Origin of the sequence: Glacieibacterium frigidum, from assembly GCF_007097155.1 — a bacterium.
Lineage (GTDB): Bacteria > Pseudomonadota > Alphaproteobacteria > Sphingomonadales > Sphingomonadaceae > Glacieibacterium > Glacieibacterium frigidum.
In genome coordinates, this window is record NZ_VJWA01000001.1 from 1,275,376 (window position 1) to 1,297,637 (window position 22,262).

At 61.9% G+C, this 22,262-nt stretch carries 16 protein-coding genes; 8 read left to right on the top strand and 8 right to left on the bottom strand.

Features of this window, described 5'->3' with window-relative positions; translation table 11 throughout:
• Window positions 1-281: 281 nt before the first annotated feature.
• The 6 genes from FMM06_RS06185 to FMM06_RS06210 form a co-directional block, all read right to left on the bottom strand.
• A complete protein-coding gene (locus FMM06_RS06185; protein WP_144236416.1) occupies window positions 282-1,583 on the bottom strand; it encodes an McrC family protein in 1,302 nt (433 codons plus the stop codon).
• Complete coding sequence (locus FMM06_RS06190; RefSeq protein ID WP_235889107.1) at window positions 1,580-3,757, bottom strand: AAA family ATPase; 2,178 nt, start codon at window positions 3,755-3,757, stop codon at window positions 1,580-1,582. The genes FMM06_RS06185 and FMM06_RS06190 overlap by 4 nt, the downstream gene beginning before the upstream one ends.
• Entirely contained in the window at window positions 3,754-5,058 is a 1,305-nt protein-coding gene (locus tag FMM06_RS06195) for a restriction endonuclease subunit S (protein ID WP_144236417.1), read from the bottom strand. The genes FMM06_RS06190 and FMM06_RS06195 overlap by 4 nt, the downstream gene beginning before the upstream one ends.
• Window positions 5,055-6,512 carry a class I SAM-dependent DNA methyltransferase gene (locus tag FMM06_RS06200; protein ID WP_235889109.1) on the bottom strand — a complete coding sequence of 486 codons (1,458 nt, stop codon included), beginning with the start codon at window positions 6,510-6,512 and terminating at the stop codon, window positions 5,055-5,057. The genes FMM06_RS06195 and FMM06_RS06200 overlap by 4 nt, the downstream gene beginning before the upstream one ends.
• A gap of 40 nt (window positions 6,513-6,552) precedes the next feature.
• The gene (gene hsdR / locus FMM06_RS06205) at window positions 6,553-9,945 is read right to left on the bottom strand and encodes a type I restriction-modification system endonuclease (protein WP_207790247.1); all 3,393 of its coding nucleotides are present in this window, start codon (window positions 9,943-9,945) and stop codon (window positions 6,553-6,555) included.
• A 504-nt stretch (window positions 9,946-10,449) separates the two neighbouring features.
• Window positions 10,450-11,130: an alpha/beta hydrolase gene (locus tag FMM06_RS06210; RefSeq protein WP_235889110.1), complete on the bottom strand. Its 681-nt coding sequence runs from the start codon at window positions 11,128-11,130 to the stop codon at window positions 10,450-10,452.
• A gap of 1,089 nt (window positions 11,131-12,219) precedes the next feature.
• Between FMM06_RS06210 and FMM06_RS16720 the strand changes: the two genes are divergently transcribed.
• The 8 genes from FMM06_RS16720 (at window position 12,220) to FMM06_RS06235 (ending at window position 20,303) form a co-directional block, all read left to right on the top strand.
• A complete protein-coding gene (locus FMM06_RS16720) occupies window positions 12,220-12,357 on the top strand; it encodes a hypothetical protein (RefSeq protein ID WP_185965063.1) in 138 nt (45 codons plus the stop codon).
• Between the two features lie 522 nt (window positions 12,358-12,879).
• Entirely contained in the window at window positions 12,880-14,838 is a 1,959-nt protein-coding gene (locus tag FMM06_RS06215) for an AAA family ATPase (protein ID WP_207790248.1), read from the top strand.
• A 453-nt stretch (window positions 14,839-15,291) separates the two neighbouring features.
• Complete coding sequence (locus tag FMM06_RS17480) at window positions 15,292-15,756, top strand: AAA family ATPase (RefSeq protein ID WP_456237317.1); 465 nt, start codon at window positions 15,292-15,294, stop codon at window positions 15,754-15,756.
• 9 nt (window positions 15,757-15,765) lie between these two features.
• Entirely contained in the window at window positions 15,766-15,891 is a 126-nt protein-coding gene (locus FMM06_RS17335) for a hypothetical protein (RefSeq protein WP_268900665.1), read from the top strand.
• A 67-nt stretch (window positions 15,892-15,958) separates the two neighbouring features.
• Window positions 15,959-17,653, top strand: coding sequence for an ATP-dependent nuclease (locus tag FMM06_RS06220; RefSeq protein WP_144236420.1), 1,695 nt, complete (start codon window positions 15,959-15,961; stop codon window positions 17,651-17,653).
• Window positions 17,654-17,673: 20 nt separating this feature from the next.
• The gene (locus FMM06_RS06225) at window positions 17,674-18,471 is read left to right on the top strand and encodes an HNH endonuclease (RefSeq protein WP_144236421.1); all 798 of its coding nucleotides are present in this window, start codon (window positions 17,674-17,676) and stop codon (window positions 18,469-18,471) included.
• Between the two features lie 273 nt (window positions 18,472-18,744).
• On the top strand, window positions 18,745-19,338 hold the full coding sequence (locus FMM06_RS06230) for a toll/interleukin-1 receptor domain-containing protein (protein WP_185965064.1): 594 nt from the start codon (window positions 18,745-18,747) through the stop codon (window positions 19,336-19,338).
• Between the two features lie 83 nt (window positions 19,339-19,421).
• Window positions 19,422-20,303, top strand: a complete 882-nt coding sequence (locus tag FMM06_RS06235; protein WP_185965065.1) for a Shedu anti-phage system protein SduA domain-containing protein — start codon at window positions 19,422-19,424, stop codon at window positions 20,301-20,303.
• A gap of 487 nt (window positions 20,304-20,790) precedes the next feature.
• On the opposite strand, the gene FMM06_RS06240 is transcribed toward FMM06_RS06235, so the two are convergent.
• Window positions 20,791-21,384: a MobA/MobL family protein gene (locus FMM06_RS06240; RefSeq protein WP_144236424.1), complete on the bottom strand. Its 594-nt coding sequence runs from the start codon at window positions 21,382-21,384 to the stop codon at window positions 20,791-20,793.
• The gene (locus FMM06_RS06245) at window positions 21,384-22,151 is read right to left on the bottom strand and encodes a 3'-5' exonuclease family protein (protein WP_144236425.1); all 768 of its coding nucleotides are present in this window, start codon (window positions 22,149-22,151) and stop codon (window positions 21,384-21,386) included. Before FMM06_RS06245 ends, FMM06_RS06240 begins: the two co-directional genes overlap by 1 nt.
• Between the last annotated feature and the right edge of the window lie 111 nt (window positions 22,152-22,262).

A 22,262-nucleotide genomic window follows, 5' to 3' on the forward strand; every position in this document is an offset into this window, starting at 1 on the left:
TGAAGCGCGATCTCGGCGGCGACTTCATCATGTGGATAGACCGACACTGGAACGACCTGAAGACCCAGAACTAGAAGCCCGGAGTGCTGAGGCCGCGCGCCAACAACCGGACACTCGTTAAGGGCAATGGATCGATGAACCCCGCTGAGCGTCGTCGACCGCAAAGGGGCGCTGCGCTCGTCGATACGGGCTACGGAGCCAGATCAGACACGTCATCGGAGACATTTTCCTGACGCGATGGTGGCGGAGATCCCTTGCCGATCGGGGCCTGCGAACCCGGCCTAGCAACCAGCGATTAGCCGGTCGGCAATGGCCCGTGCGCCTTCGCGCGCAATCCCTATCTGCGAGACGTCTATCGTCACGGTGTTCAGAATATCGCTGGTCCCGGTGATGGTATGTCGCCCTAGTATTCCTGGCCTATCCCCAAGCTGCCCGTGGTGTGGATAGAGCAAGGTAAGGCTGCCGCAGCCATACAATCGTCCATAAGCCATCATCTGATAGACGTCGCTTTGATTGACGCCTCGCTTCCTGTCGCTGATCGCAGGTGCGGTGCGTTTCCACTTGGTGTCGATAATCTGCACGATTGCGTTGCCACGCTTGATTAGGATGTCCGGACGGGTCTGGAACAGCCCACTACCTTCATGCTGCAGGCAGAATAGGCGGCCGCCTTGCGTTGTGGCGTGAAGGTCGGTGCCAACCAGGGCGGCACGCAAGAGGTGCGCGACGTAGCTTTCAAATAGGCGATTCATGTCGAACAGTAGGGCAAAACCTCCTTCGGAACCGGCTGAGCTGGTCTGGAAGCGACCTTCCAACAGCAGCCTCGCTAGGGCCAGAAGATCACGCCATCTGGCATTTGTACGGTCGAGCACCACGCCGTTCCAGTTCAGTGCGGCGGGGGCCACGTCAGCGATGTCGGCATATGCGAAACCCAGCTCCCGCAGCATCCTCTGCGTGTCCGATGCCCGCGCAAGTTTCGTGAGGCGAGCGACCGCAGCCTTCATGATTTGATTAAGGGCGATGTCCGGCGTCAGCGCCTCGAAGCGGCACGCCAGTCGCGAAGGATCGGCGGCGCGCACGGTGAACTGCCGCACCACGTCCAACCGCCCGCGCAATGCCGGCAGGTCGTCGGCACAGCTCACGTATCGTCGCGGCATCCCGGCACGCAGCGCATCGGCCAGCTTTGCCGCGAACAGCCGAATGAGCATTTCGAGCAGCGTGTGCTTCTGGCATTCGATCGCAGTCAGGGTGTCCGCGTCGACCTTCAAGTCGAGCGCGACGGACAGCATATGGATGAGCTGACGCCGAACGCTGCCCATCGCTGTGGCGCTCGTGTCATCATCTTCCCCCGGCATGTCGATCTTGGGCAAGATCTCCAGCATCCCGCCCTCTGCGGCAACGACGCCGACGATGTGCCGCGCCTTCAGCGCTTTGCGGCCGAACTGCAGCACGCCGTTACCGCTCGCCCCCGCGAGTCCGGTTCGCGATGCCACTGCATGAAGCCGACCCGCGACACTTTCTGGAATTTCACCATCGCCTTGGCCGAACGGCAGCGAGCGATGCTCGTAAACCGTCCACGCTTTCATGCCGCTGCGAATGCCCCGTATTCGAACTTGTCTCTTACCGACCAGCGATAACGGGCAGCGGTCTCGTACTCAGCTTCTAGCCCGGGTGGTGCCGCCAATTCCCGGCGCGCGAGGAACCCATTGTTGCCGGTCCCGTCGTCGCCCAAAACAAGCGCCACCTTGCTCCAGTCTTCGTAAAAATACTCCGCGAGCAACGGGATCACCTTGCCCCTCATGACCGCGTCCACGTCCTCACGCGATGCGCAGCCGATGAAATAGGCGTGGCCGATCTGATGCTCGCGGTCGAAAAGATATTCGACCCGTTCGTTGATCGTCTTAAGCAGCTTCCGGAGGTCGATGCCGTCTACCGACGGCAGCAGATCGGGTTGCGGCATCAGTTCCTCGAACTCGAAGCGCCGTCGCAACGCGGTGTCGAGCAATGCAATCGACCGGTCGGCGGTGTTCATGGTGCCCACAATGTGCAGGTTGGCAGGCACCCCGAAATCGCGCTTTTTGGAGTAGGGCAGGGTGACGGTGAGTTCGTTCGGCATTCCAAGCCGCTTGTCGGGCTCGAGCAAGGTGATGAGCTCGCCGAAAACCTTGGAAATATTGGCTCGGTTGATCTCGTCGATAATCAGCACGAATTGTTCGCGGGCATCGGCTGCAATCGCAGGCGAGTCCAACTCGCCCTTACCAGGCAATAACCGGGCAAGAGCGGCCATGTTTATCCGGTTCTTCGCCACCGAATAGAGCGTCCGCATCGTGAACTTGCCCTCGATAATCGTGTCGAGGGGGAGCGGGTCTGGGGGCGTCAACAACCACCGCACCGGACGACGCTGGGCATAGAAGCCCTCGGCGTCCTGCTCGTAATAGTAGTCGCCGGTGACCTCTGCCACGGCGCGCAAAGCCGAGTTGCCATAAGGCACGAGCACGATGTCGCCCGGCTTCATCTCGCTGCGGAAGGGCCACACCTGGGTCCAGTGGCTGGGAGTCGGATCATCCGGGTTGGTTTCCAGCCAATGCGCCTTGATCGCGTCGAACGAATTGAAGCGCGGGTCGCCCCAATCGACCGAGCCGCCCCAGCCAAGCGCGATGTAGTTATTGGCTAGTGCCTCATAGTAGACATCGTCCTCGCTGCCGATCGCGCCCTGACCCATTTTCCAGAAGCGCCGCCCGGAGAAGTCTATTTCAGCACTTCCACCGCTCGTGCGGGTCCGGGCCTGCTCAGCCAAAGCGCAGATTTCGCGGAAGATTCCGGGTCGGGGCTCAAGCCGAAAACCGGTCGAGCCAGTCTCGTCGCCGCCGGTTTCAGGTCGCAGACCCTCGACAAAGTCCTCATAGCTGTAATTCTGATGAAAGGTGACGAAAGCAATTCGGCCGTCGTGTTGCAATGCCCGATAGCGGTCCAAGAGTTCATCCCGATCATCCGGGGCGATTTCGCCGCATAGCTCGACCGCCCGCTGGGCTGTCGCATAAGTCTTCCCAGTACCAGGAGGGCCATAAAGGATCAGGTTCGTAGGACGCGCCGATTGCAAGCGGCCTTTCCCTTCGTACGCAGTCGCGTTGGTGCCGTTTTCGATGACAGCATAGCCGCAGGCCTCGAGTGCCCTTCGCGCTGCGCTGCCGCCATAGTGATTGCGAATATTATATCGCGCCTCGAAGGCTGCGTTCGCGATTGCTTTTGAGGGGTAGCGATGCTCCCCGCGCACAACGAAATACCTTATGCCTTGGGGGCCGCGCTCATACTTTTCGAAGAACGCTGCTGCGCCTAGCCTATCGAACTCGTCCATCGCTGCCTCAACAGCCGCCCCATCGAGGCGATTTCCGGCCTCCTGGACAACCTCCTCGTCGGCGCCATCGTAATTAGGGTCGTCGCCATTCAAGAAGCGGCCATAAACGCCTACGGCTTGCCGGGCGTTCGCGACCTGCAGATGAGGGTCGGTTGATTGCGGTGCGATGCGTCGCGCCGCCGGCTCGTTTTTTCGCCAGTCCGAGCGGAGATCGGAGAGAGCCAGTAACAACGCTTCCCATTGTCCGTCGGCATGGACGTCGTCGAGCGTTGCCTGAGGAAAGCCCAGTTCACGCAGCGATCGTTCGGCAGCCTTCACCCAGCCGATACGATTGCCCACAGTCTTCAAGGCTTTTCCTTGAAAGCGGCGTTGGCTCAGCCATGCTTTGAACTCAACTTCCTTCATGCTGCTTCCTTCACCCGCCCGCGCTTTGCCGTCGATGCGGCGGCGCGTTCGGTGCGAATGCGGTCGAGAAGCACGGAAGCGCATTCGTCGGTGGGGTCTTGCTGCACGAGTTCGCCGCGAAAGGCGCGGGCGAGGATTGCGGCTTCGAGCCGGTCAAGCAGCACGCGGGCGCGGGCGACTTCGGCCTCCAGGCGATCGGCGCGGGCGAAGGCAAGATCCAACGTCGAAACAGCAGATTTTTGATCGACTATAGGCGGTAATGGCAGAGTGATTGCCTTCACGATGCCAAGATTGAGGTTCGGCTGAACACCACCCGCTGCTTGCTCTCGCGTTTCTTCATAGCGACCGAGTAAAAAGAACTCGATCCAGCGGGGGGTAACCCGGTCATTGTCAAAGCCGTGCAGCACGGCCAAGGCCTGATTGGTCGCCGCTTCAATCTGCAGAGTCGCTACCTTACCGCGTGTTTTGCCCTCGCCATAAAGCGCCACCAGCAATGAACCCGCCGGAAAGACCTTGCAGTTCGTAGCTCGTATTGCAGCCTGCGTAATGAATTCGGTCGGTCGGTTCACTGTTCCCTGATTGACGACTCCGCTCGTGACCCAAGGAATGTGCCCCCCTTCATAGAACGGGGCGTGGCCACGCTTAGGCGTCGATCCTGTGCCTACCTTGCAAACAGAGTCGATGCGCGCCTTCGGCCCATCCTTAAATTTATCGAAGATCGCTTTCAGTTCAGCCAAGCGCATTGACGTCGCCATCGTCGCCACGCGGTCGATTTCGGTTCGGGCGCGGGTAACGCGGGCGGCCAGCGTGTCCAGCTTCGCGACGATGCGGCGTTGTTCGGCGAGTGGGGGGAGCGGGAGCGTGATCCGCTGCAATCCGACCTGCGGAAGGTGCTTGATCGTCGTCCCGGTTAAAAGGTGATCGAATGCGTCGTTGCCCGCCGACCAGACAATAAATCGCTGCAAAAAATCGGCGCTAATTCCGCCGAGCGGCCGTATGCGGTGAATCGCCTTTTGAAACACGATCCTCTGGGCACCGCCCCGCCAGACAGCGCAACGCCCCGGTACGCCACCTTCGCAAACGAAAAGGTCTCCGTCGCGCACCGCCAAAGCCGAGAGTTCATCGGGTGTGACGGGCATCGTGGGCAGGTCATGCAGGTCGAAGCTGCCCCAGCGAACGCTGATGTTTCGCAGATATGCTGTGGGTTCCCCCTTGTTCTTCGCCCCATCAAGCATCTTGCCGAGCTTGGTTTCGGCGATCTCACCAATCGTCGTCTCAACCCACATTTTCGGCAACGTCACTCCGCCGCCTCCAGCAGTTCGACCGGTGCGCCATCATCAAGCTCGTCGATCAGCGCGCGGACTTCGACCATCGCATTGGCCAGATGCATTTCGATGGCAGTCGCGATCTCCTCGGGCGTTTCTAGCCCGTCCTCGGGATCAGCGCTGGTGTCTTTCAGCCAGCTGATATCGAGATTGTCGCCGCGCGCGGCCAATGCCGCGCGAGTGAAGCGGCGGAAACGGCCATCTTCACCCTCGTCGGTCCGCGTCGCGCCGCCGTCGGGATCGTCGCCATACGCCTCAACGAACCTGGCAAAGTCATCGGGGTTGATCGGCCGGGTCTTGCCATACGCAGGCGCGCCACTGCGCATGTCGTAAATCCACACGGCCTTGGTCGCATCCTCGGTCGGCGCTTCCTCGTCGCTGCGAGTGAAGAACAGTACGTTGGTCTTTACCCCTGGGGCATAGAAGATGCCGGTCGGCAGGCGCAGCACCGTGTGTAGGTCGCAACGGTTCATCAGCATCCGCCGCAGATCCTTGCCCTTGCCATCGTCGAACAGGATATTGTCGGGCACCACCACCGCCGCGCGCCCGCCGAGCCGCAGCGCTCGGATGCAATGTTCGACGAAGGGCAGCTGATACGACGACGCTCGGTCGGTGATCGTGAAGTCGTCGCGGGTTGGCGGGCCGCCGGCGGGGCCGAAAGGCGGGTTGGTGAGGATGAGGTCGGCGTTCTTGAAGGCGGGGGCACTGCCCATCGGGGAGAGCGTGTCACCGAGGTCGATGCGCACCGGGTCCATCTTGTGCAGATGCAGGTTCATCAGCAGCAGGCGATAGGTGTCGGGCACATTTTCGACGGCGCGGAAGGCATCACGAAGCTGGAACGTCGCCTGTTCGGAGCGCAGCCCGAAATAGTCGTCGGTCCGCGCCTTCATGTGCTCGTTGGCGGCAATGAGGAAGCCGCCGGTGCCGACAGCCGGATCCTGAATGACCTCACCGACCTGCGGCTGCATCAGGTCGACCATTACCTTGATGAGCACGCGCGGGGTGAAATATTGCCCGGCGCCGCGCTTGGTCTCCTCGGCCATCTTCTGGAGCAGGCCTTCGTACGCGTCACCGAACGCATCACGGTCCTCGCTGAACCACTGCAGGCCGTCGATGGCGTCGATCAGGCGACGCAGGTTGGCGGGCACGCGGACGATGGTCGCGGCGTTCTGGAAGATGGCGACGATCGATTTGTCGGGCGTCTTCGCCGGATCGCCGAGGTCGACGAGCGCCTGCCGGTAACGTTGCAGGACGTCGGTCTCGCTCGCTGCGAGCAGCGCGCGCCAGCGGTATCGCTCAGGAATGCGGCTTTCGTCCTTTTGCTCGGACGCCATCTTCAGGAACAGCAGATAGGTCAGTTCGGTGACGTACTGCTGATAGGTGATGCCATCCTTGCGGAGCATCGCGCACAGCCGCCAAAGCTTGTTCACCAGATCGGACGAGGGGTTCAATCTACTATTTCCTTATCCGTTACGCTGCCTGGCTGTCCCAGATGGCCGTGTTCAGGTCCATTAGAACTTCACTCAGGCGTGCATCGAAATCACGATCGACTGCTTCAAACCCGCCGTTCTGCGCGAACAGCGGGTCGGACATGATTGCAGGGTCGCCGACGGGCTGGCTCTGGAGCGCTCGACCGATACGGTCCAGCCATCGCTTCTGCTTCGGCGTCCAGTCGCGCGACGCGATCAGACGAGCAACGCCGTTCTCCACGCGGGTCGCGTAGGGCACGAGCGGGTCGCCGAGCGCTGCCTGGCGCACGAACCCGATGATGTGTGCCGCAATGTCGGCATTGCGGGCGCGGCCATAGGCGGCGCGCAAGCCGGCCTCGGAGAACCCTTGGGCGTCAAGCAGGACGGCGATTTCCTTCAGCTCCTTTCGCGTCAACTCGCGCGGACGCTGGGTCGCGGCAATAAGCGCGGGCACGGCGTTCATGTTGCCGCGCACGAAGGCTTCGAAGCTTTCGATATAGTCCTGCGGGCTGGCCTTACCGCCGAAATCATCCTCGACCGACACCAGCTCGTCGTCGTGCTCGGAGATCATGATGCCAGACACGCGGCGGTCTGGGTTTGCGCCATCGAGGATCGCGGCGAGCGTGGGATGCTGACTGAACAGCGCGGCAGTGTCTTCAGGCGGCGCAGACTTGAGCCGGTCGGCAATGTCTTCGAGCGTGCCGAGAACGAGTTCGAGCGCTTGCCGCCGGTCGCCATCGATATGCGTGATGCGCTGCCGCAGCTTCACGACGATCTGGTCGCGGACATAGCCACGATCCTCGTCCGTCGGCGCACGGTCGAGGTCGCCGAGCAAGGTGGCGAAGGTCAGCGACGGATCGACGACGACCGGGCGCATGTCGGTCATGTCCTGAAGGTTCGCGTAGATATCGACGGCGTCGAAGATGCGGAAATATTCCTTGCCGATCTCGTCGCAGCGCCGCGTCGCTCGTCCGATCATCTGGTCGTACAGGATGCGGCTATTCACTCGGCGTACGAAGACCAGGTTTGTAATGGCGGGCACGTCGATGCCGGTGGTCAGCAGGTCGACCGTGACGACGTATTTGGGGCGCGGATCGTTCTTGAACTTCTTGATTTCGTCGAGCGGCTTGTCGATCGAGCCGGTGATTTTGCCGACCAGATCGTGGGGCAGCGGCCCGTATTCCTCGGTCAGCGCGGCACGCAGCTCCTCGACGAGGATGTCGGCGTGATCGTCACGGGCCGCAAATAGCAGCGTCTTGCCGCGCTCGGTCGGCGGGCATTCCCGCGCGATGGCATCTGCGACGGCGCGGTTGAACGACCGAGTGTAGACCTTCTTGTTGAACTCCCCGACCTCGAAGGCGACCTCATCCGGGAGGTCGAACAAATCGATCTGCCCGGTTCGCGGATCGAGGATATTCACTTCCTCGCCTTGCTCGAAGTTGATCCCGGTCTGGCTGAGCGCTGTGGTGATCCGGCGCGTCGGGCGGTGGTCGATCAGGAACCCGTCGATGACCGCCTGACGATAGCCGTAGCGAAACACCGGAGGCCCGAAGATTTCGCGCGTGTGTAGCGCTGGCGTGGCGGTCAACGCGACGCGGGTCGCATCGAAGTATTCGAGAACGCGACGATAGGCCGACAGATATTCGTCGAGGTTGCGGAAACCAAGATCGTCCTCGCGGAGCTCGGCGTCGAGCGTGTAGCCGCGATGCGCCTCATCCACGATGATCAGATCGTAGGTCCCGGGCGTGGGCCGCTGCGCGGACGGAGCGTCGAAAACCCGTTTGACCATTGCCTGCACGGTGGCGACCTGGACACGATCCGTCGCCTCGGGAAACTTCTTCGCCATGTCGGCAACGCCGAACACCTCGTCGAATTTCAGGAAGCCGCTGGTGTCGGTCGTGCTCATCGCGTCGAGCGTCTGACGCCCGAGCGCGTTGCGATCGACGAGGAACAGGATGCGGCGGAAACGCTTGCGGCGCAGCACCTCGAACATTAGCGCGATTGCAAGGCGAGTTTTGCCCGTGCCCGTTGCCATGGCTAGCAGGATATTCTGCTGTCCGGCGGCGATTGCCGTCTCGACGGCGGCAATGGCATCGGTTTGATAGGGTCGCAGCCCCGACACGCCGATCTCTTGATCCGCGACCGCCTCCGTGGTGCTTTCGGTAACCTGCTGCAGTCGCTCGGTCAGGTCGCGTGGCGAGAACCACTCCGGCAGTGCGCGCGGGTGGATCGACGGAGTCCGGGCATCCCAGAACCAAATACCCGACTTCGTCGCCAACTGCTTCACGTAGGGGCGACCATTGGTGACGAACAGAAAAGGCACCACAAATCGGTCCCCGTCGCGTTCGTGCCAGGACCCTTCCGTCGGCAACTCGTCGATGGTTAGGGTGACGTCGCGGGCATAGCGCTTCGCCTGGCCGAGCCTTCCGGGCACGTCCCTCACTTCTTGCTTGGCTTCGATGACACCGGCGCAACGACCATCGATAAACAATGCATAGTCGACGGGACCGCTGCGTGTCGGCCATTCAGCGATCGCCATTGCCTTGCCGTATTCGGGTCGGGTTCCACGGGAGTGCCGGAGCTTGGTCGTGTCCGCTTCCCAGCCAGCAGCGCGCAACTGGTCATCAATCAAGACACGCGTGGTCGCCTCGTCGAGCTCGAGGGCTTGTGACTCGCGCGCAGCTGCCTGCATGAGCAGCGTAAGCTGAGCTGGTGGGGCGGCAATGGCAGCAGCTTGAAGGGCGGCAAGTTCAGCCCGTGCACTTCCAGCCGACGCCTCCGTGTCTGCCGCATATTGCTCCCAGAAGGCACGTTCTTCCGTAAGTCTTTCTGTTGTAGCAGCAGCGTCCAGCCGATCCTGCTCGGCCTTCTGACGCGCCAATTGCGCTTTGGCCGCCTCGTCACCACTCGCCTTCACTGCCGAGCGGAGGGCCTCGATTTCACCAAGAAGTTCCTGAGTTGCGTCCACACGCGGCTGCGGTGGGACGAAGGGTCCGGCCTTGAAGTTGGCCGCGCCGCAATATGATTTGTAGAACCAGATCGCCGCCGCACGAGCGATCTTCAGGGCGGCCAGCGCCTCGCTAGCCGTGCCTTCGTCCTCGTGAGCAGCGGCATTTCCGACACGTTTAAGGTGGTAAAGCCAGTCGCTGGCCTCCCTCGGCAAGATAGAGCGCGCACGCAGAAGCCGAAGTATATCGTCGAAGCCGGCGGCCGGGTCGGGCAACATTGCATGCCGAGCTGCGATATCTTTCGTCAGAAACTCGCCAAATTGCCTGAGCCTGAACAGGCACACTGCGGGGTCATCGAACACATAACGCTCGGCCAGCGTCGTGACGCGGCGAAGCCGCTCATCGCAGGCGCGCAGAAAATCGAAGTTGCCCGCCCTGTCCCCCATTGGGCAAAGCATAGTCGCATTTCGGGCTGGCTCAATGACTTGGGCTGAACGAGATGGGAGCGCCACGTGGCATCATCCCGATCTGCGATGAGCTCTCGCCGGAGATAGACGTCTCGGCGTCTCAACAGGCCCAAATTGGGCCGTAAGGGACGTCGTGGCTCTTTGGCTCGTTACGGGCAACGAAGCGCCTGAAACGGCTTCTACTGCGTCACGCGGCTCCTGTCCCACGCACGAGCAGAGATCTCCGGCTAGCTCGGAGCGGACTTGCCGCAAGTCGACGCTCCTACGATGTCCCCCGGTCGATTTCTTACTTAAGTACTACGAAAGCCGCGCTACGCCACGCGCACCTTCGGCGTGACAACGGTCCGATCAAGCCACCAGCGCCTCACGCGCGCGTGCCCCCAGCAGCGACCCAGAACTGGCCGTTGACTGGTCTCGCCGCAGCTCCGGTTCCCGAAGTTCGTTCAGGCGCATTATTGCCGCTGCGGGCAACGCTGGTCCCTTTCACTTTGTCACGCGCTCGCCCGCTTCAGCTCCGTGCAAGGCTTTCGCCACGAATTCGCCGCCCATGCGCAGGCCGACCGGGTCGACTGAGTGGCTCACGCCCGGCAAGACGTGCGCTGTCACGACAATGCCGAGATGCTCGAGCTCGCACTTGGCCGCATGCAGGGCAGCAACCGGCACCACCGGATCCGCCGAACCATGGATGAGCAGCACGGGCGGCCTGGTGATCGAAGCATGCGACAGCTCCGGCGCGCCGGTCAGCATACCTGAATAGCCGACGACTGCGGCGACCGGTCGGGTGCGGCGAAGACCGACATGGAGTGCCATCATCGTCCCCTGGCTGAACCCGACGATGGCAAGATCGCTGTCGGTCAAATCGTACTGGGCCAGCTTGCGGTCGATAAAGGCGTCGATTGCGGGTGCCGCCTCCTTTGCTCCCTGGGCCAAGGCTGCGGGCGTGAAGGCAGTCAGCGGCCACCACTGGTAGCCACCCTCCATGCCGCAGCGCTGCGGCGCGTTCGGTGCCAGGAACAGAGTATCGGGCAAGCCTCGCTGCCAATGCGGCGCCACCGAGATCAGGTCAGCGCCGTTCGACCCGTAGCCATGCAGAAGCAGGACGATCTGCTTCGGCTTCTCGCCGGAAAGGGGCTGCAGGCTTGAGCCGTTCACGATCTTGGACAAATCTGCTGGCCCTCATTTTTCCACGCGCCACCTGTCTCAGGAGATGCCACACGATCCTTATATGGAATTGCCTTTCGGTCGTACGAGTAGCTAACTCGACCGGAACATGTTGAGGCGTGATAACAGTGAGCCAGCGATATCTGATCGACCCGCCCGGCGGTCATGCTCACGGCTTCCCAAAGCGCTTCACGGGCGATCCCAAGACCCTCGAGGTCAACGACTGGCTCGTCCGGAACGGCTATCCGCAAGACCAAGTCGACCTGTTCAGAGACCGAGCAGAAGTGCCCGTGCGTATCATTGGACCATTCGGAGCAAACGATCCTGAGTGGCTATCTTACGGGTGATGGGAACAGCCCGGCAGCAAGCGCCAATACGCTAGTCGCGGTGCGGCCTTGGCTACTGAAGCTGAATCAGAATGCTAGCCATCGGGCGCTGTTTCAGGAGCAACCGCCACAGCCCTTCTTTCGTGGGTCCCAATGACCCAATGCCGGTCGTTCGCGGCGTGTTTACGGCTTCCCAGGTCCGGCTACTCGTTCATATTGGTGCACAGGCAATCCGCAGCGCGTTTGCAGCTACTTTTCCGGCGAGCTGTCCATCATGCGCCGGCGCGTCCGCCGAAAGCCGACACGATCGAAAAGGCGGCATCAGCTGATGCCCACAACCACCGGAACGTCAAAAATTGGCGTGGACCACCGGATGACTGTCGTTGGTGAAGACAAACAGACCGAATTAAAGCGTATCAATGCGGCCGATCAAGATGGGGTTTTCGCTAGCTCCGGGCATTGATGCGCTGCGCAAGCTCGGTGGTCCGCGAATTACCCGAGAGCTTGTACTGAGTTCAATCCTGATAGTCTGCGCCAGAGTGGGGAAGCCCGCTGGCTAGGCGGGCTTCCGGAAACTGGCGGTGGTGGCGGGGATCGAACCCGCCGCGCGATACCTTGAGTAGAAAGACCGGGGGTGGGTTACCCCATCATTTGCGTGGATCAGCGCCAACCAGGACCACCGCTCGCGCTCGCCTCACCGTGCACCTTCGTATCGACGTGTGCTACCATGGTAACCTCCGTTGCTGGGGCACTCACATGAACGTGAATGCTGGCGTTGAACCCGATGGTTCCGGTGATCAGTCCGATTGGTGCGATCCACGCGATGATGGCGGTGCGCCACCCTCGTCCGGTTTTCCTCTTCAAGCTCGTGCAGGGCTGCTGCGTGCAGCCCCTCGACCTGTAATCTGCTACACGCGACGGCCTTCCGCAAGGGCTCAAGCACTAGTCGAGACCCAAGAGTTGTCGGTGAGTGGCGTCTTGAGGTTCACCATTACGCCAAGAGGTGGCGATGTTGATCCGCATCATGCTGCACCACTCCGATTGGCTGGATCGACCCAGACTCGGCCATTCGCGGCCTATTTCCGGTTCCCCCACTCCTGCCGTCCATTCATGGTGAAAAGCGAAAAGTCGGCGCGTGGCAGCCCATCCCGCCTGCCAGCGACTTCCCAAAAAAGATGTTGTTTCGGACAAGGCGCCATGTTGGTGTCCAGTTCCCCTGTCTTTCGCAGCCTCGCTCTTACTCACAACGCACTGTAAATCTATATCGGCCCTCGATCAGGTGCCGAACAGAGCATCGAGAAGGGCGGTTGAAATGGCGGGACAGCTTAGCAGGGGATCGGTCTGGCATCGGTGGGATCCCCATATCCACTCACCTGGCACCATCCTTGCCGACCAATACCCCGCTGCGGATGGATGGGAGCAATTCTTGGCCCGGATCGAGAAATCTAGTCCTCCGGTACGCGCGCTCGGCATCACCGACTATTTCAGCACTGCGACTTACGAGCAGGCCGTTGCTTATAAAAGGGCGGGGCGGCTGGCGGGTGTCGACTTGATCTTCCCCAATGTCGAGCTTCGCTTGGGGATCGGCACCGCTCGGGGATCGGCGGTCAATCTCCACCTTCTGGTCTCGCCCGACGACCACGACCATCTCGCCCGCCTGCACGCCTTCCTCTCCGATCTGCGGTTCGAGGCGCTAGGCGAGCGCTACCGCTGCACCCCAGGCGATATCATGCGGCTCGGCCGCGCTCATGACGTCAACGCAACAAGCGACGAACGCGCGCTGGAAGCTGGCACCAACCAATTCAAGGTCGACCTCGCCAATCTGCGCGAGGCGATGAAGGCAAGCGATTGGGCGCGAGCAAACATTCTTCTCGCGGTCGCTGCGAATAGCGGCGACGGCACTGCGGGCCTGCAAGGCGATGCGTCGCTAACGCGGCTACGGCGCGAGATCGAGCGCGCATCCGACGTCATCTTTTCGAGCAGGCCGGGCGATCGGAAATTCTGGCTCGGCAAGGCGTCGATCACGCGCGAGGCGTTGGTGGCCGAGTATAGCGGCCTCAAGCCATGCCTGCACGGCAGCGATGCGCATCGTACTGAGATGGTGGCGGCACCGGCGCAGGATCGCCGGTGCTGGCTGAAAGGGCAGGTGACATTCGAGACGCTACGTCAAGCGTGTCTTGAGCCGGAGATGCGGGTTTTCGTTGGGACTGCGGCGCCGCCCGCAGCACAGCCATCGCAGGTGATGACGGAAGTCGGCGTAAAGGGCGCGCCTTTCCTCCGCGATGCCGTCGTGCCCCTTAACCCTGGCCTAATCGGAATCATCGGCGCGCGAGGATCTGGCAAGACGGCGCTTGCCGATCTGATCGCCGCTGGCGGTGCCGCGTTGTTGCTGAAGTCAAACAAGCTATCCTTCGTGCACCGCGCGCGCGACCACCTCGCAGGCGCGACGGTCGAGTTGAATTGGGATGACGGCTCGGCCTGTAGCGAAACCATCGCCAGTATCCTGCAAGGTGACGGCGAAGACGGTGAACCACAGGTGCGCTATCTCTCCCAGCAGTTCGTCGACCGCCTATGCTCGGCTGAGGGACTGACCGACGAGCTGCTGACCGAGATACAGCGTGTCATCTTTCTTGCTCACCCAACGGAAGAGCGGCTAGGCGCTACGGACTTTGACCAACTCCTTGATCTGCGCGCGGAGAGCGCGCGCACGACACGGAATCAGGCTGAGGACGAGCTGCGCGACCTGGCGACGGAGTTCGTCGCTGAGCGCGAGAAAGAGGCAAGCATCGCGCCGCTCCGCGTCAGGCTGACGAATCTGCAAGGGACGATCTCCAAGGCGCAGGCCGACCGCACCGCCCTCGTGGGGAAGAGTGGCGGCGATCAGGCGCGTCTCGACGCCTACAACGTCGTTGCGGGGGCGTTGCAGAAACGCCGGTCGGAGCATGAACAGCTCGAACGGCGCCGCAATGCGCTTGATACGCTCACGCAGGAAGTAGCGCTGGCGCGCACGCGGACCTTCCCTGACGCCCTTCGGCAGATGCGCCAGCGCCACGAGGCGGCGGAGATACCGGAGGCGCTATGGCCCCTCTTTGAGATGACGTTCGCGGGCGATGTTGACGAAGCGATCGTCGGCGAGCGCGTTGCAGTGGTGAAGGCGCTGACGGCGCTTGCCGGCACACCCGTCGCGCTAGCGGCCGGAACGTCGCCTGTCGCCGCTTCCTACCTCCCGCAAGGTGCGCAGCTTGAAAGTTTATCGATTGCGGTACTGGCGGCAGAAACGCAGCGGCTTGAGGGGCTGATTGGCGTCGATCGGGCAGCTGCAAAGGCGCTGACGACGCTTAACAGCAAGATCGCAGCCGACGAGGGACAGGCGGCTAATCTTTAACGCCAGATCGAGACGGCAGAGAAGGCGCCCGCGCGTCTGCTGGCGATCCGCGACGAGCGCCGGGCTGCCTATACCCGTGTGTTCGACGCGGTGGTTGCCGAGCAGGCCGAGTTGTCCCGCTTGTATGCCCCGCTCGCTACCCGCATCGAGGCCGAGAGTGGATCGGCGCGCAACCTTGCGTTCGAGGTCCGACGACGCGTCGACGTCGACGCTTGGGCGCGGAATGGAGAAGCATTGCTGGACCTACGCAAGGGGTCGAAGCTGCGCACGGGCACGCTGGCCGATCTCGCGCGCGCCAGTCTCCTTCCGGCTTGGAGCGCGGGCACGGCTGAGGAGGTGTCGACGGCCCTTGCGACGTTTCGGGAGGCGCACGATTCGGCAATCATTCAATGCTGCCCATACGATCGGCGCGACCCGGCTGAAGCTGCCGGTTATCGTCAGTGGGCGGGCGACGTGTCCGCCTGGCTCTACGGCACCGACCATATCCAGACCGCCTACGGCATTCAATATGACGGGACGGACGTAGAGCGACTGTCACCGGGCACGCGCGGGATAGTGCTGCTGCTGCTCTACCTTGTGATCGACACTGACGACGATCGCCCGCTCATCATCGATCAGCCGGAAGAAAACCTCGATCCGCGCTCGATCTTCGTCGAGCTAGTGGAGCGCTTCCGATCGGCCAAGCAGCGTCGGCAGATCATCATCGTCACCCATAATGCCAATCTTATCGTCAACACCGATGCAGATCAGGTTATCGTGGCGACCTGCGGTCCCCACCGTCCGGGGCAGCTCCCTGAAATCCGCTACCAGGCTGGTGGATTGGAGGATTTGGCCATTCGCGAATGCGTGTGCAACATTCTCGAAGGCGGCGAGGAGGCCTTTAAGGAGCGCGCAAAACGGCTACGAGTGGGATTTTAGCAGCAAGCCGTGATCGTGTCCGGCAGCAAGGAGAGCAAGACCTTGACCTACTCGCGGCGTTCCAAGGCGTTCGGCGGCCAAGCCGAGCTGGTAAGCGGGCTCGCGCGGCGGCTGACCCCCGCCACGCTGTCCTGACGGTGAGATTCCGTCCCCGCCTTACCTAACCCTGATCCCTTACGCAGAATTTCCGACCGAGACCTACATGCCCCGTGCACCCACAGACAAAGCCACCGCAATCGTCCTCCTTGCCCGCTCGCTCGAAGCTGCGCGCACGGTGGAGGGCCGCCCGCTCCTCGCCATCATTCCCGACGAGGACAATTTTAACGACTACAACATGCGGCATTATGCCTACCTCTACCTCCTGGCCGAGGACGGCGAGGAAACACGCGTCAACCTACGTATCATGTTCGTCGGGTCGTCCAACGCGAAGGACTACATCAAGAGCGTCGTCAGCGCGGAAAGCCCCATTTATCCGATCGAGCAGGTTGAAGTGCCCTTCTGCTCGCTGCAAGGCGAGGCAATGCAATACCGCCAGCTGGTCGAAGGCATCGGCTTCGACAATGCGGTCTTCGCGCTGCGGGCCATGCACGACGTGGTCCTTGCGAACCTGGAGCAGGAGGATGATGAAGTAATCGCGTTGACGCTCGCCGAGGACTTCCATGTCGGCGTCGTGCGCAGTGCGACTAGATACACCGCCTACCGTCGCGGAGGGCAGTATCTGCGCCCCAAGCCAAGAGATGCCGTCGACGATGCCGCAGCGACGTTTCCGGTCAAGGCTCCGCTCCCAGGCAGTCCCGAGCCGGTTACGGTCGATTTCGATTTCGAGCCCGATCCGATCTTCGACGACCGCGCCTGCGTCCTCATCGGGCGGAACGGAGTCGGCAAGACGCAGCTGCTTCGTTCGATCGTCGAGGGCCTGACCGACGAAGGGGCCCGCGAAGACGTGACGAGCGCCGACATCGGTAAGTCCGCGCGCTTTACCCGCACCATCGTCTTTTCATCCGTGCCGAGCGACCCTTACCGCAAGTCGATCCCGCCCTGGTTTGACATCGACTACGAATACTTCGCTGTGGCGGCGGACCCCCATCCGCTCGGCCGAGCTTTCCTGCAGTCGCTTCTCGACGCCCTGCGCGACGACGGATCCGCCTTTGGGGCGGACGGCACGCTCCGCACTCGTGCACAGCTTCTAGAGGTATCGCTAGAGCAGCTTGGGATGTGGAAGCGCCTTTACGTCCCGTTAAGACCCAAGACCCGTGCGGCAGCCTTCAGATCCCACATCGAGGTGGATGGGATCGCGTATGTCGCTCTGCATGAACGATACAACGAGAGGCAGAAGAATCAGCTCGCCTCGTTCATCGACATGTCGGGAACAGCGGTCGTGCTCTCCGACCGGATGGAACCCCGCCGGCTGAGCAGCGGGGAGCTCGCGATGATCCAGTTCGCCGCACAAGCGGCCGCCTCGGTGGAGAACGGGAGCCTGCTGCTGTTCGATGAGCCCGAGACCCACCTTCATCCCAACTACGTCTCGCAATTCATGGATCTGCTCCAAGAACTCCTAGCGAGGTCGCGTTCCGTCGCGATCATCGCGACGCACTCTGCTTATGTCCTGCGGGAGGTCCCGCGCCAGCGGGTCACCGTGCTCTCCCGCGACGAGGACGGCACGATCCTGGCGGACCGGCCGCGCATGCAGACCTTCGGGGCTAACATCGACGACCTCTCCCAGTTCGTGTTCATCGACAGCGCGGTCTCGGCGCGCTACCGAGAACGCCTTGAGACATGGGGAAAGACCGAAGGCCGGGAGATCGGCATCGACGGGATCATCGAGCGCTACGGCAATCAACTCAGCTCGACCACACTGTCCATCGTCGCGCACGCCATCCGCGCGGACCAGTTTTGATGTGGCCGCTCGCGAGACCAATGACGGACATCAAGGAGGACGCCGAGCTGACGTCCATCCTCAAGAAACCTGCATTCGTCGGTCAGGAGGCCGTCTGGAAGTGCGCCTACGCGCACTATCGCAAGGCATGCGGCGATCCGTGGATCTTGTCGCCCGCCGTTTTTTCTGTGAATCTTGTGAAGGAGCAGCTCGCGCTCTACGACAACCGCAAGAATGGCGGCCCCATTACGCGCATCCGCCAGACCGTGGGCATCCTGTGCTGTCCGATGTGCGGATCGCCGACCATTGGCACACTCGATCACTATCTCCCCCGCGACGAGTTTCCGGAGTTCTCGGTTCTGCCATGCAACCTCGTTCCGGCTTGCGGACTCTGCAACAGCGGCGCGAAGGGCAAGACCTTTAAGGGCACGGCGCCACCAGAGCGGTTCTTACATCCCTACTTCGAAACCACGACCGAAAAGGAGATCTGGCAGATCTTGGTGCAGCCGCCCTACGCTGCGGCGACCTTTCTGCCGACGGCCTCTCCGACGGTCCCTTCAGTGATGCTTGCGGCGGTACAGTTCCATTTGGCGAACGTTTTCGGACCAGCGTTCCACACTCAAATGGCGACATACTGGTCCACCATGGCGGACGAGATCCGAGAGCATGTCGACGATCTCGGTTTCACCTACGATCAGGCGTGGGCATTTGCGCAGAAGACATCCGACCGGAGCTTCGCCGTGAACGGATGGCGCTCAGCGCTCATCCGAGGCATCATCACCGATCCGGCAGCGCGTGCCTACGTTGATGGTCTCGCCGCGAAGCCCAAGTCTCCCTGATCCCTCAGCAGACCTTGTTCCCGGGCGTCGGCTCGCGGTCGCGGTCTTGAAATGCAACTGCCCGGACGCGGTCGGGATGCAGCTCAAAGGTGCGCATCAGCCCTCGCCGGAAGCGTCCCAACCCTGCGCAAGTCATGTGGATCGTCAGATAGGCTCAATTGCGATCCGGCGTTCGTGGCAATATGAGATATCGCAGGTCGCCGCCCCGTAGGCTTCGCCAAGTGATTGGCTTGCGTTGACGTGGACAGCGCAGGATCAATCTGGAGCAACGCGGTGAAGGTCTTCATCAGCCACAACAAGGCAGACAAGACTAGCGCACGGGCGCTCGCCGTGCTGCTTGTCGAACAGGGCGTCGACGTCTGGTTCGACGAGTGGGAGATACGTCCCGGCGAGTCCATCACCGGCGGCATCGAGCGTGGCCTGACGGAATCTGACGTGTTCGTACTCCTCTGGTCTGCAGCGGCGCATGCTTCGAACTGGGTTGGAACCGAGGTCCGCGCCTTCATCCGCGGGCGCGTCGACGACGACGGGCTGCGGATCGTTCCCCTAATGATCGATGGCACCGCGCTACCGGCACTCGTCGCCGATTATCGCGGCTTTGACCTCTCCGGCGACATGACGCTTGACCAGATCGCAGCCGAACTCACCGGGCAACCCCGCGACCTCGAGATCGCGCGCAGGCTCCAGACTAAGCTCCTCGAGCTGACGGCGAGCCACGCCACGGGTGGTGATCCGCTGCCCTATCTCGTCTGCCCGACATGCGCGAGCACTGAGTTGAAGCGAAGCACGCAGGAAGACCGCGCGCGCGACGATGTCTACTACGTCATCGAATGTAGGGAATGCGCCTGGACCGATTGGACCCAGTAAGCGACCGCGCCCAGTGCTGTTCGGTATTGGCGGCTGGCCGCCGCTGCAGCATGTTGGCCAAACATCATCGTAAAGGGGGCAGCGTGGGGGTCAAGCCGGACGAGGAGATCGCTAGGCAGTTCGAGGCGCTGATAGACGATCCGAAAAAAACCGAGAACCACGCGCAGAAGTTTCTCGAGGAGCATACGGAGTTCCTGATCCCGTCGTGGTTCCAGAACCATCCGATGGCGATGAACTCGGTAATTTCGAAGTTTCCGATTGGACCGCGCACCGCCGACTTCGCCTATCTTATGAGCGACTCAGCGACATGGATCCTGGTGCTGGTGGAAATCGAATCTCCGCACAAAAAAATCTTCAGCGGCAGCAGCAAGCACGTAAAGCCGACTTCGGCATTCGAGGAAGCGCTGAGCCAGACCCACGTCTGGAAGGAGTTCTTCGAAGAACATCCAGCAGAAGTGCGCGAGAGCGTGCGACCGATCCTCGTTCCATCGGGCCGGGAGCGAAACCCCCTAAAGCTGCGCCGCGTGCTGATAATCGGCAGATCGGCCGACCATGATGGAAACGAGTCGCGTCGCAAGCGGATGTCGACGATCGAAGAGGATCACAAGGTCAAGATTTTGACCTACGACAGCCTGCTGGGCCACTACCGCAGGGGCCAGGGTGAGAAGCGCTGCGTGCTGTCCCCGCGCGGCACCGGCTTCGCGATCAAGCGAATGGACGTGTTCCCAACGCGGACGTTCGCTTTTGTCAGACCTGAAAACCTCCACGTCCCGCCGCGCTTCATCGCCAAGCTGGAGGCCGCCGGCTATCAGATGAAGGAGTGGCTGGCGAACAAACCGCTGATGTTCGGCGACAAGTGGGCGACCAAGCCGGAAGGCTGGGACGACGGCGGAATGATCGACCGCGTCTATGGTGTCGCCATTGACGCCGTTCAGAAGGGTCGGTTGAAGCGGGCGGCAAAGTAGCGCTGAGCTTGGCCGACCGGAAAGGCCGGCTCCGTTCATTTCGCGTTCGCGTGCAGCGCTACCGTGCAGCAGGATGGGAGGGCAATCCGACACACTTTGAGACGTCGATGAACACCCCCGCTCCGGCTGCCGTGCACCGCCATCGGCGATGGCATGGCGCGCAGACGCCTTGCAGCGACGGTGGGGTGCGGCCATCCTCTCTATGCGGGCGGACATCGCTCGATACACGATCCGGTACATCGACCACACGGCACCCGTTCAAGGGTGCGTCCGCCCCCATCCTTGGGAAAAGTCTCTGATGCGGCGACTTCTGAACGAAGGACCGCTACATCACCTCAACGCCCGAAGCGGCCGGGCCGTAATCCACCCGCCCAGTCAGCAGCAGCGTCAGCCTGCTTGCCGGCGCAGGGTGTTCGTGGAGCGCCCGCACTCACGGCCGATCAGCGGGCCAAAGCTCGTCGCATTGACGCCCCAATGGATCGCCCAACTAGCCGGCTGAGGTTGCGCGATACCTCCGCAGCCAACGCAACCACTTATTCTTCAACGGCCCAGCGATAAGGTCCAACCTTGCCGCATCAATCGCGCCAAACCCATCCTTCGAAAGACGCCTTGCTGTCACGAGGAGGTGGGCATGCGCCGTCCTGCCCGGTGGCGCGTGGATCGCGAGTTCGATTATCGCATCGCTCGTCTTGAAAGCACTTCGGATGATATCGACAGCACCGTCCAGCCACTTCCCCGCTGAGAGCGTAGCGGGAAGGTCAGCCACAATCTGCCAGGCGCAGATGTTTTCGGGCGCCGCCCGCCCCGCAGCGATCCCGTCCGCCAAGGTCCAAACAAGATAAGGGGAGAGGGTCCAGGTGGGTGCATTTACGGGGGCGATCACCTTGATTGCAACAAGATCTGCACTGCGTAGCGTGAAGTCGAACAACAGCCGATTGTCTTTGGCAATGTAACGTGTGCGCCTCAGATATGCTGATTCTCTAAGGGCGGTGCTGATCGCCGCTGGATCCGAGAGCCTATGTCCGCTGGTGGGGACGGCTTGACCAGCGACGGCCAAGAAAACGAATGGGCGCCGGCTCATTAGAACGTCACCTCGACGAGGGGGCGGTCACCGAGCGCACCCGCACCGTCGGGCGGGCAGCCGAACAGCGGTAGCCGGGTAAAGCGCTGGAGCCGCGCTAGGCGCGACTGGTCGGCCTCGATCCACTTGGCCAGCGCAGACCAGCCGTCCTGTACCCGATGCAGGTCGACTGTCTGATGCGCTTCGAGATGCAAGTTCAGCAGCCAAGTCGAGATCACATCGATTTCGCAATAACGGGCACAGCGATCCCACCGGTCCTGATGCACGTAGTCCGTAGCATCGGCATCACGGTCATCTTTGGACGGAATGTTCAAAGCGGCGCAGACCTGCGCGAGACGCGGCTTGGGCGCCGAACCTCGCGACGTCAGCGTGTCGAGGAGGTCCCGGTGGATCGCCCCGGAATGCGAGACCTCTGCGTTGATCCTGTGAAGGTTCGGCGCGTCTGCCCAGTTCGCGATGGCGCGGAGACGGAGCAGTGGCAGGTCGAAACCTCGGCCATTGAATGTCATGACCAGACGAAGATCGTTGCCGCACAGGCCGTCGATCTCCCGGACAATCCTGGCCTCCGACATGTCGCCCCGGCTGAAGCTGAACATCTGAAAGATCAGGCCTTGCCGTGGATCGTGCTCGACCACGAGCGCCGCGCATGCAGCGATTTCGTGGGTGGCCCAGTTGATCGAAAGGTCGCCCTGATCTCCTCTCGGGGGGTGGCGGTCGATGATGGCGCCATTCGGCATGGTCGACAGGTCGATGGTCACGGTCTTCATTTTTCTTCCTCTGGCGTTCGCGCCACTCTCGGGCCCGGGGTCTGCCCGGGGAGGACTGCCAATTTCATTCTTGTTAGGCCCTCGCCTCAACTCCGTTTCTGGCTTCTAGAG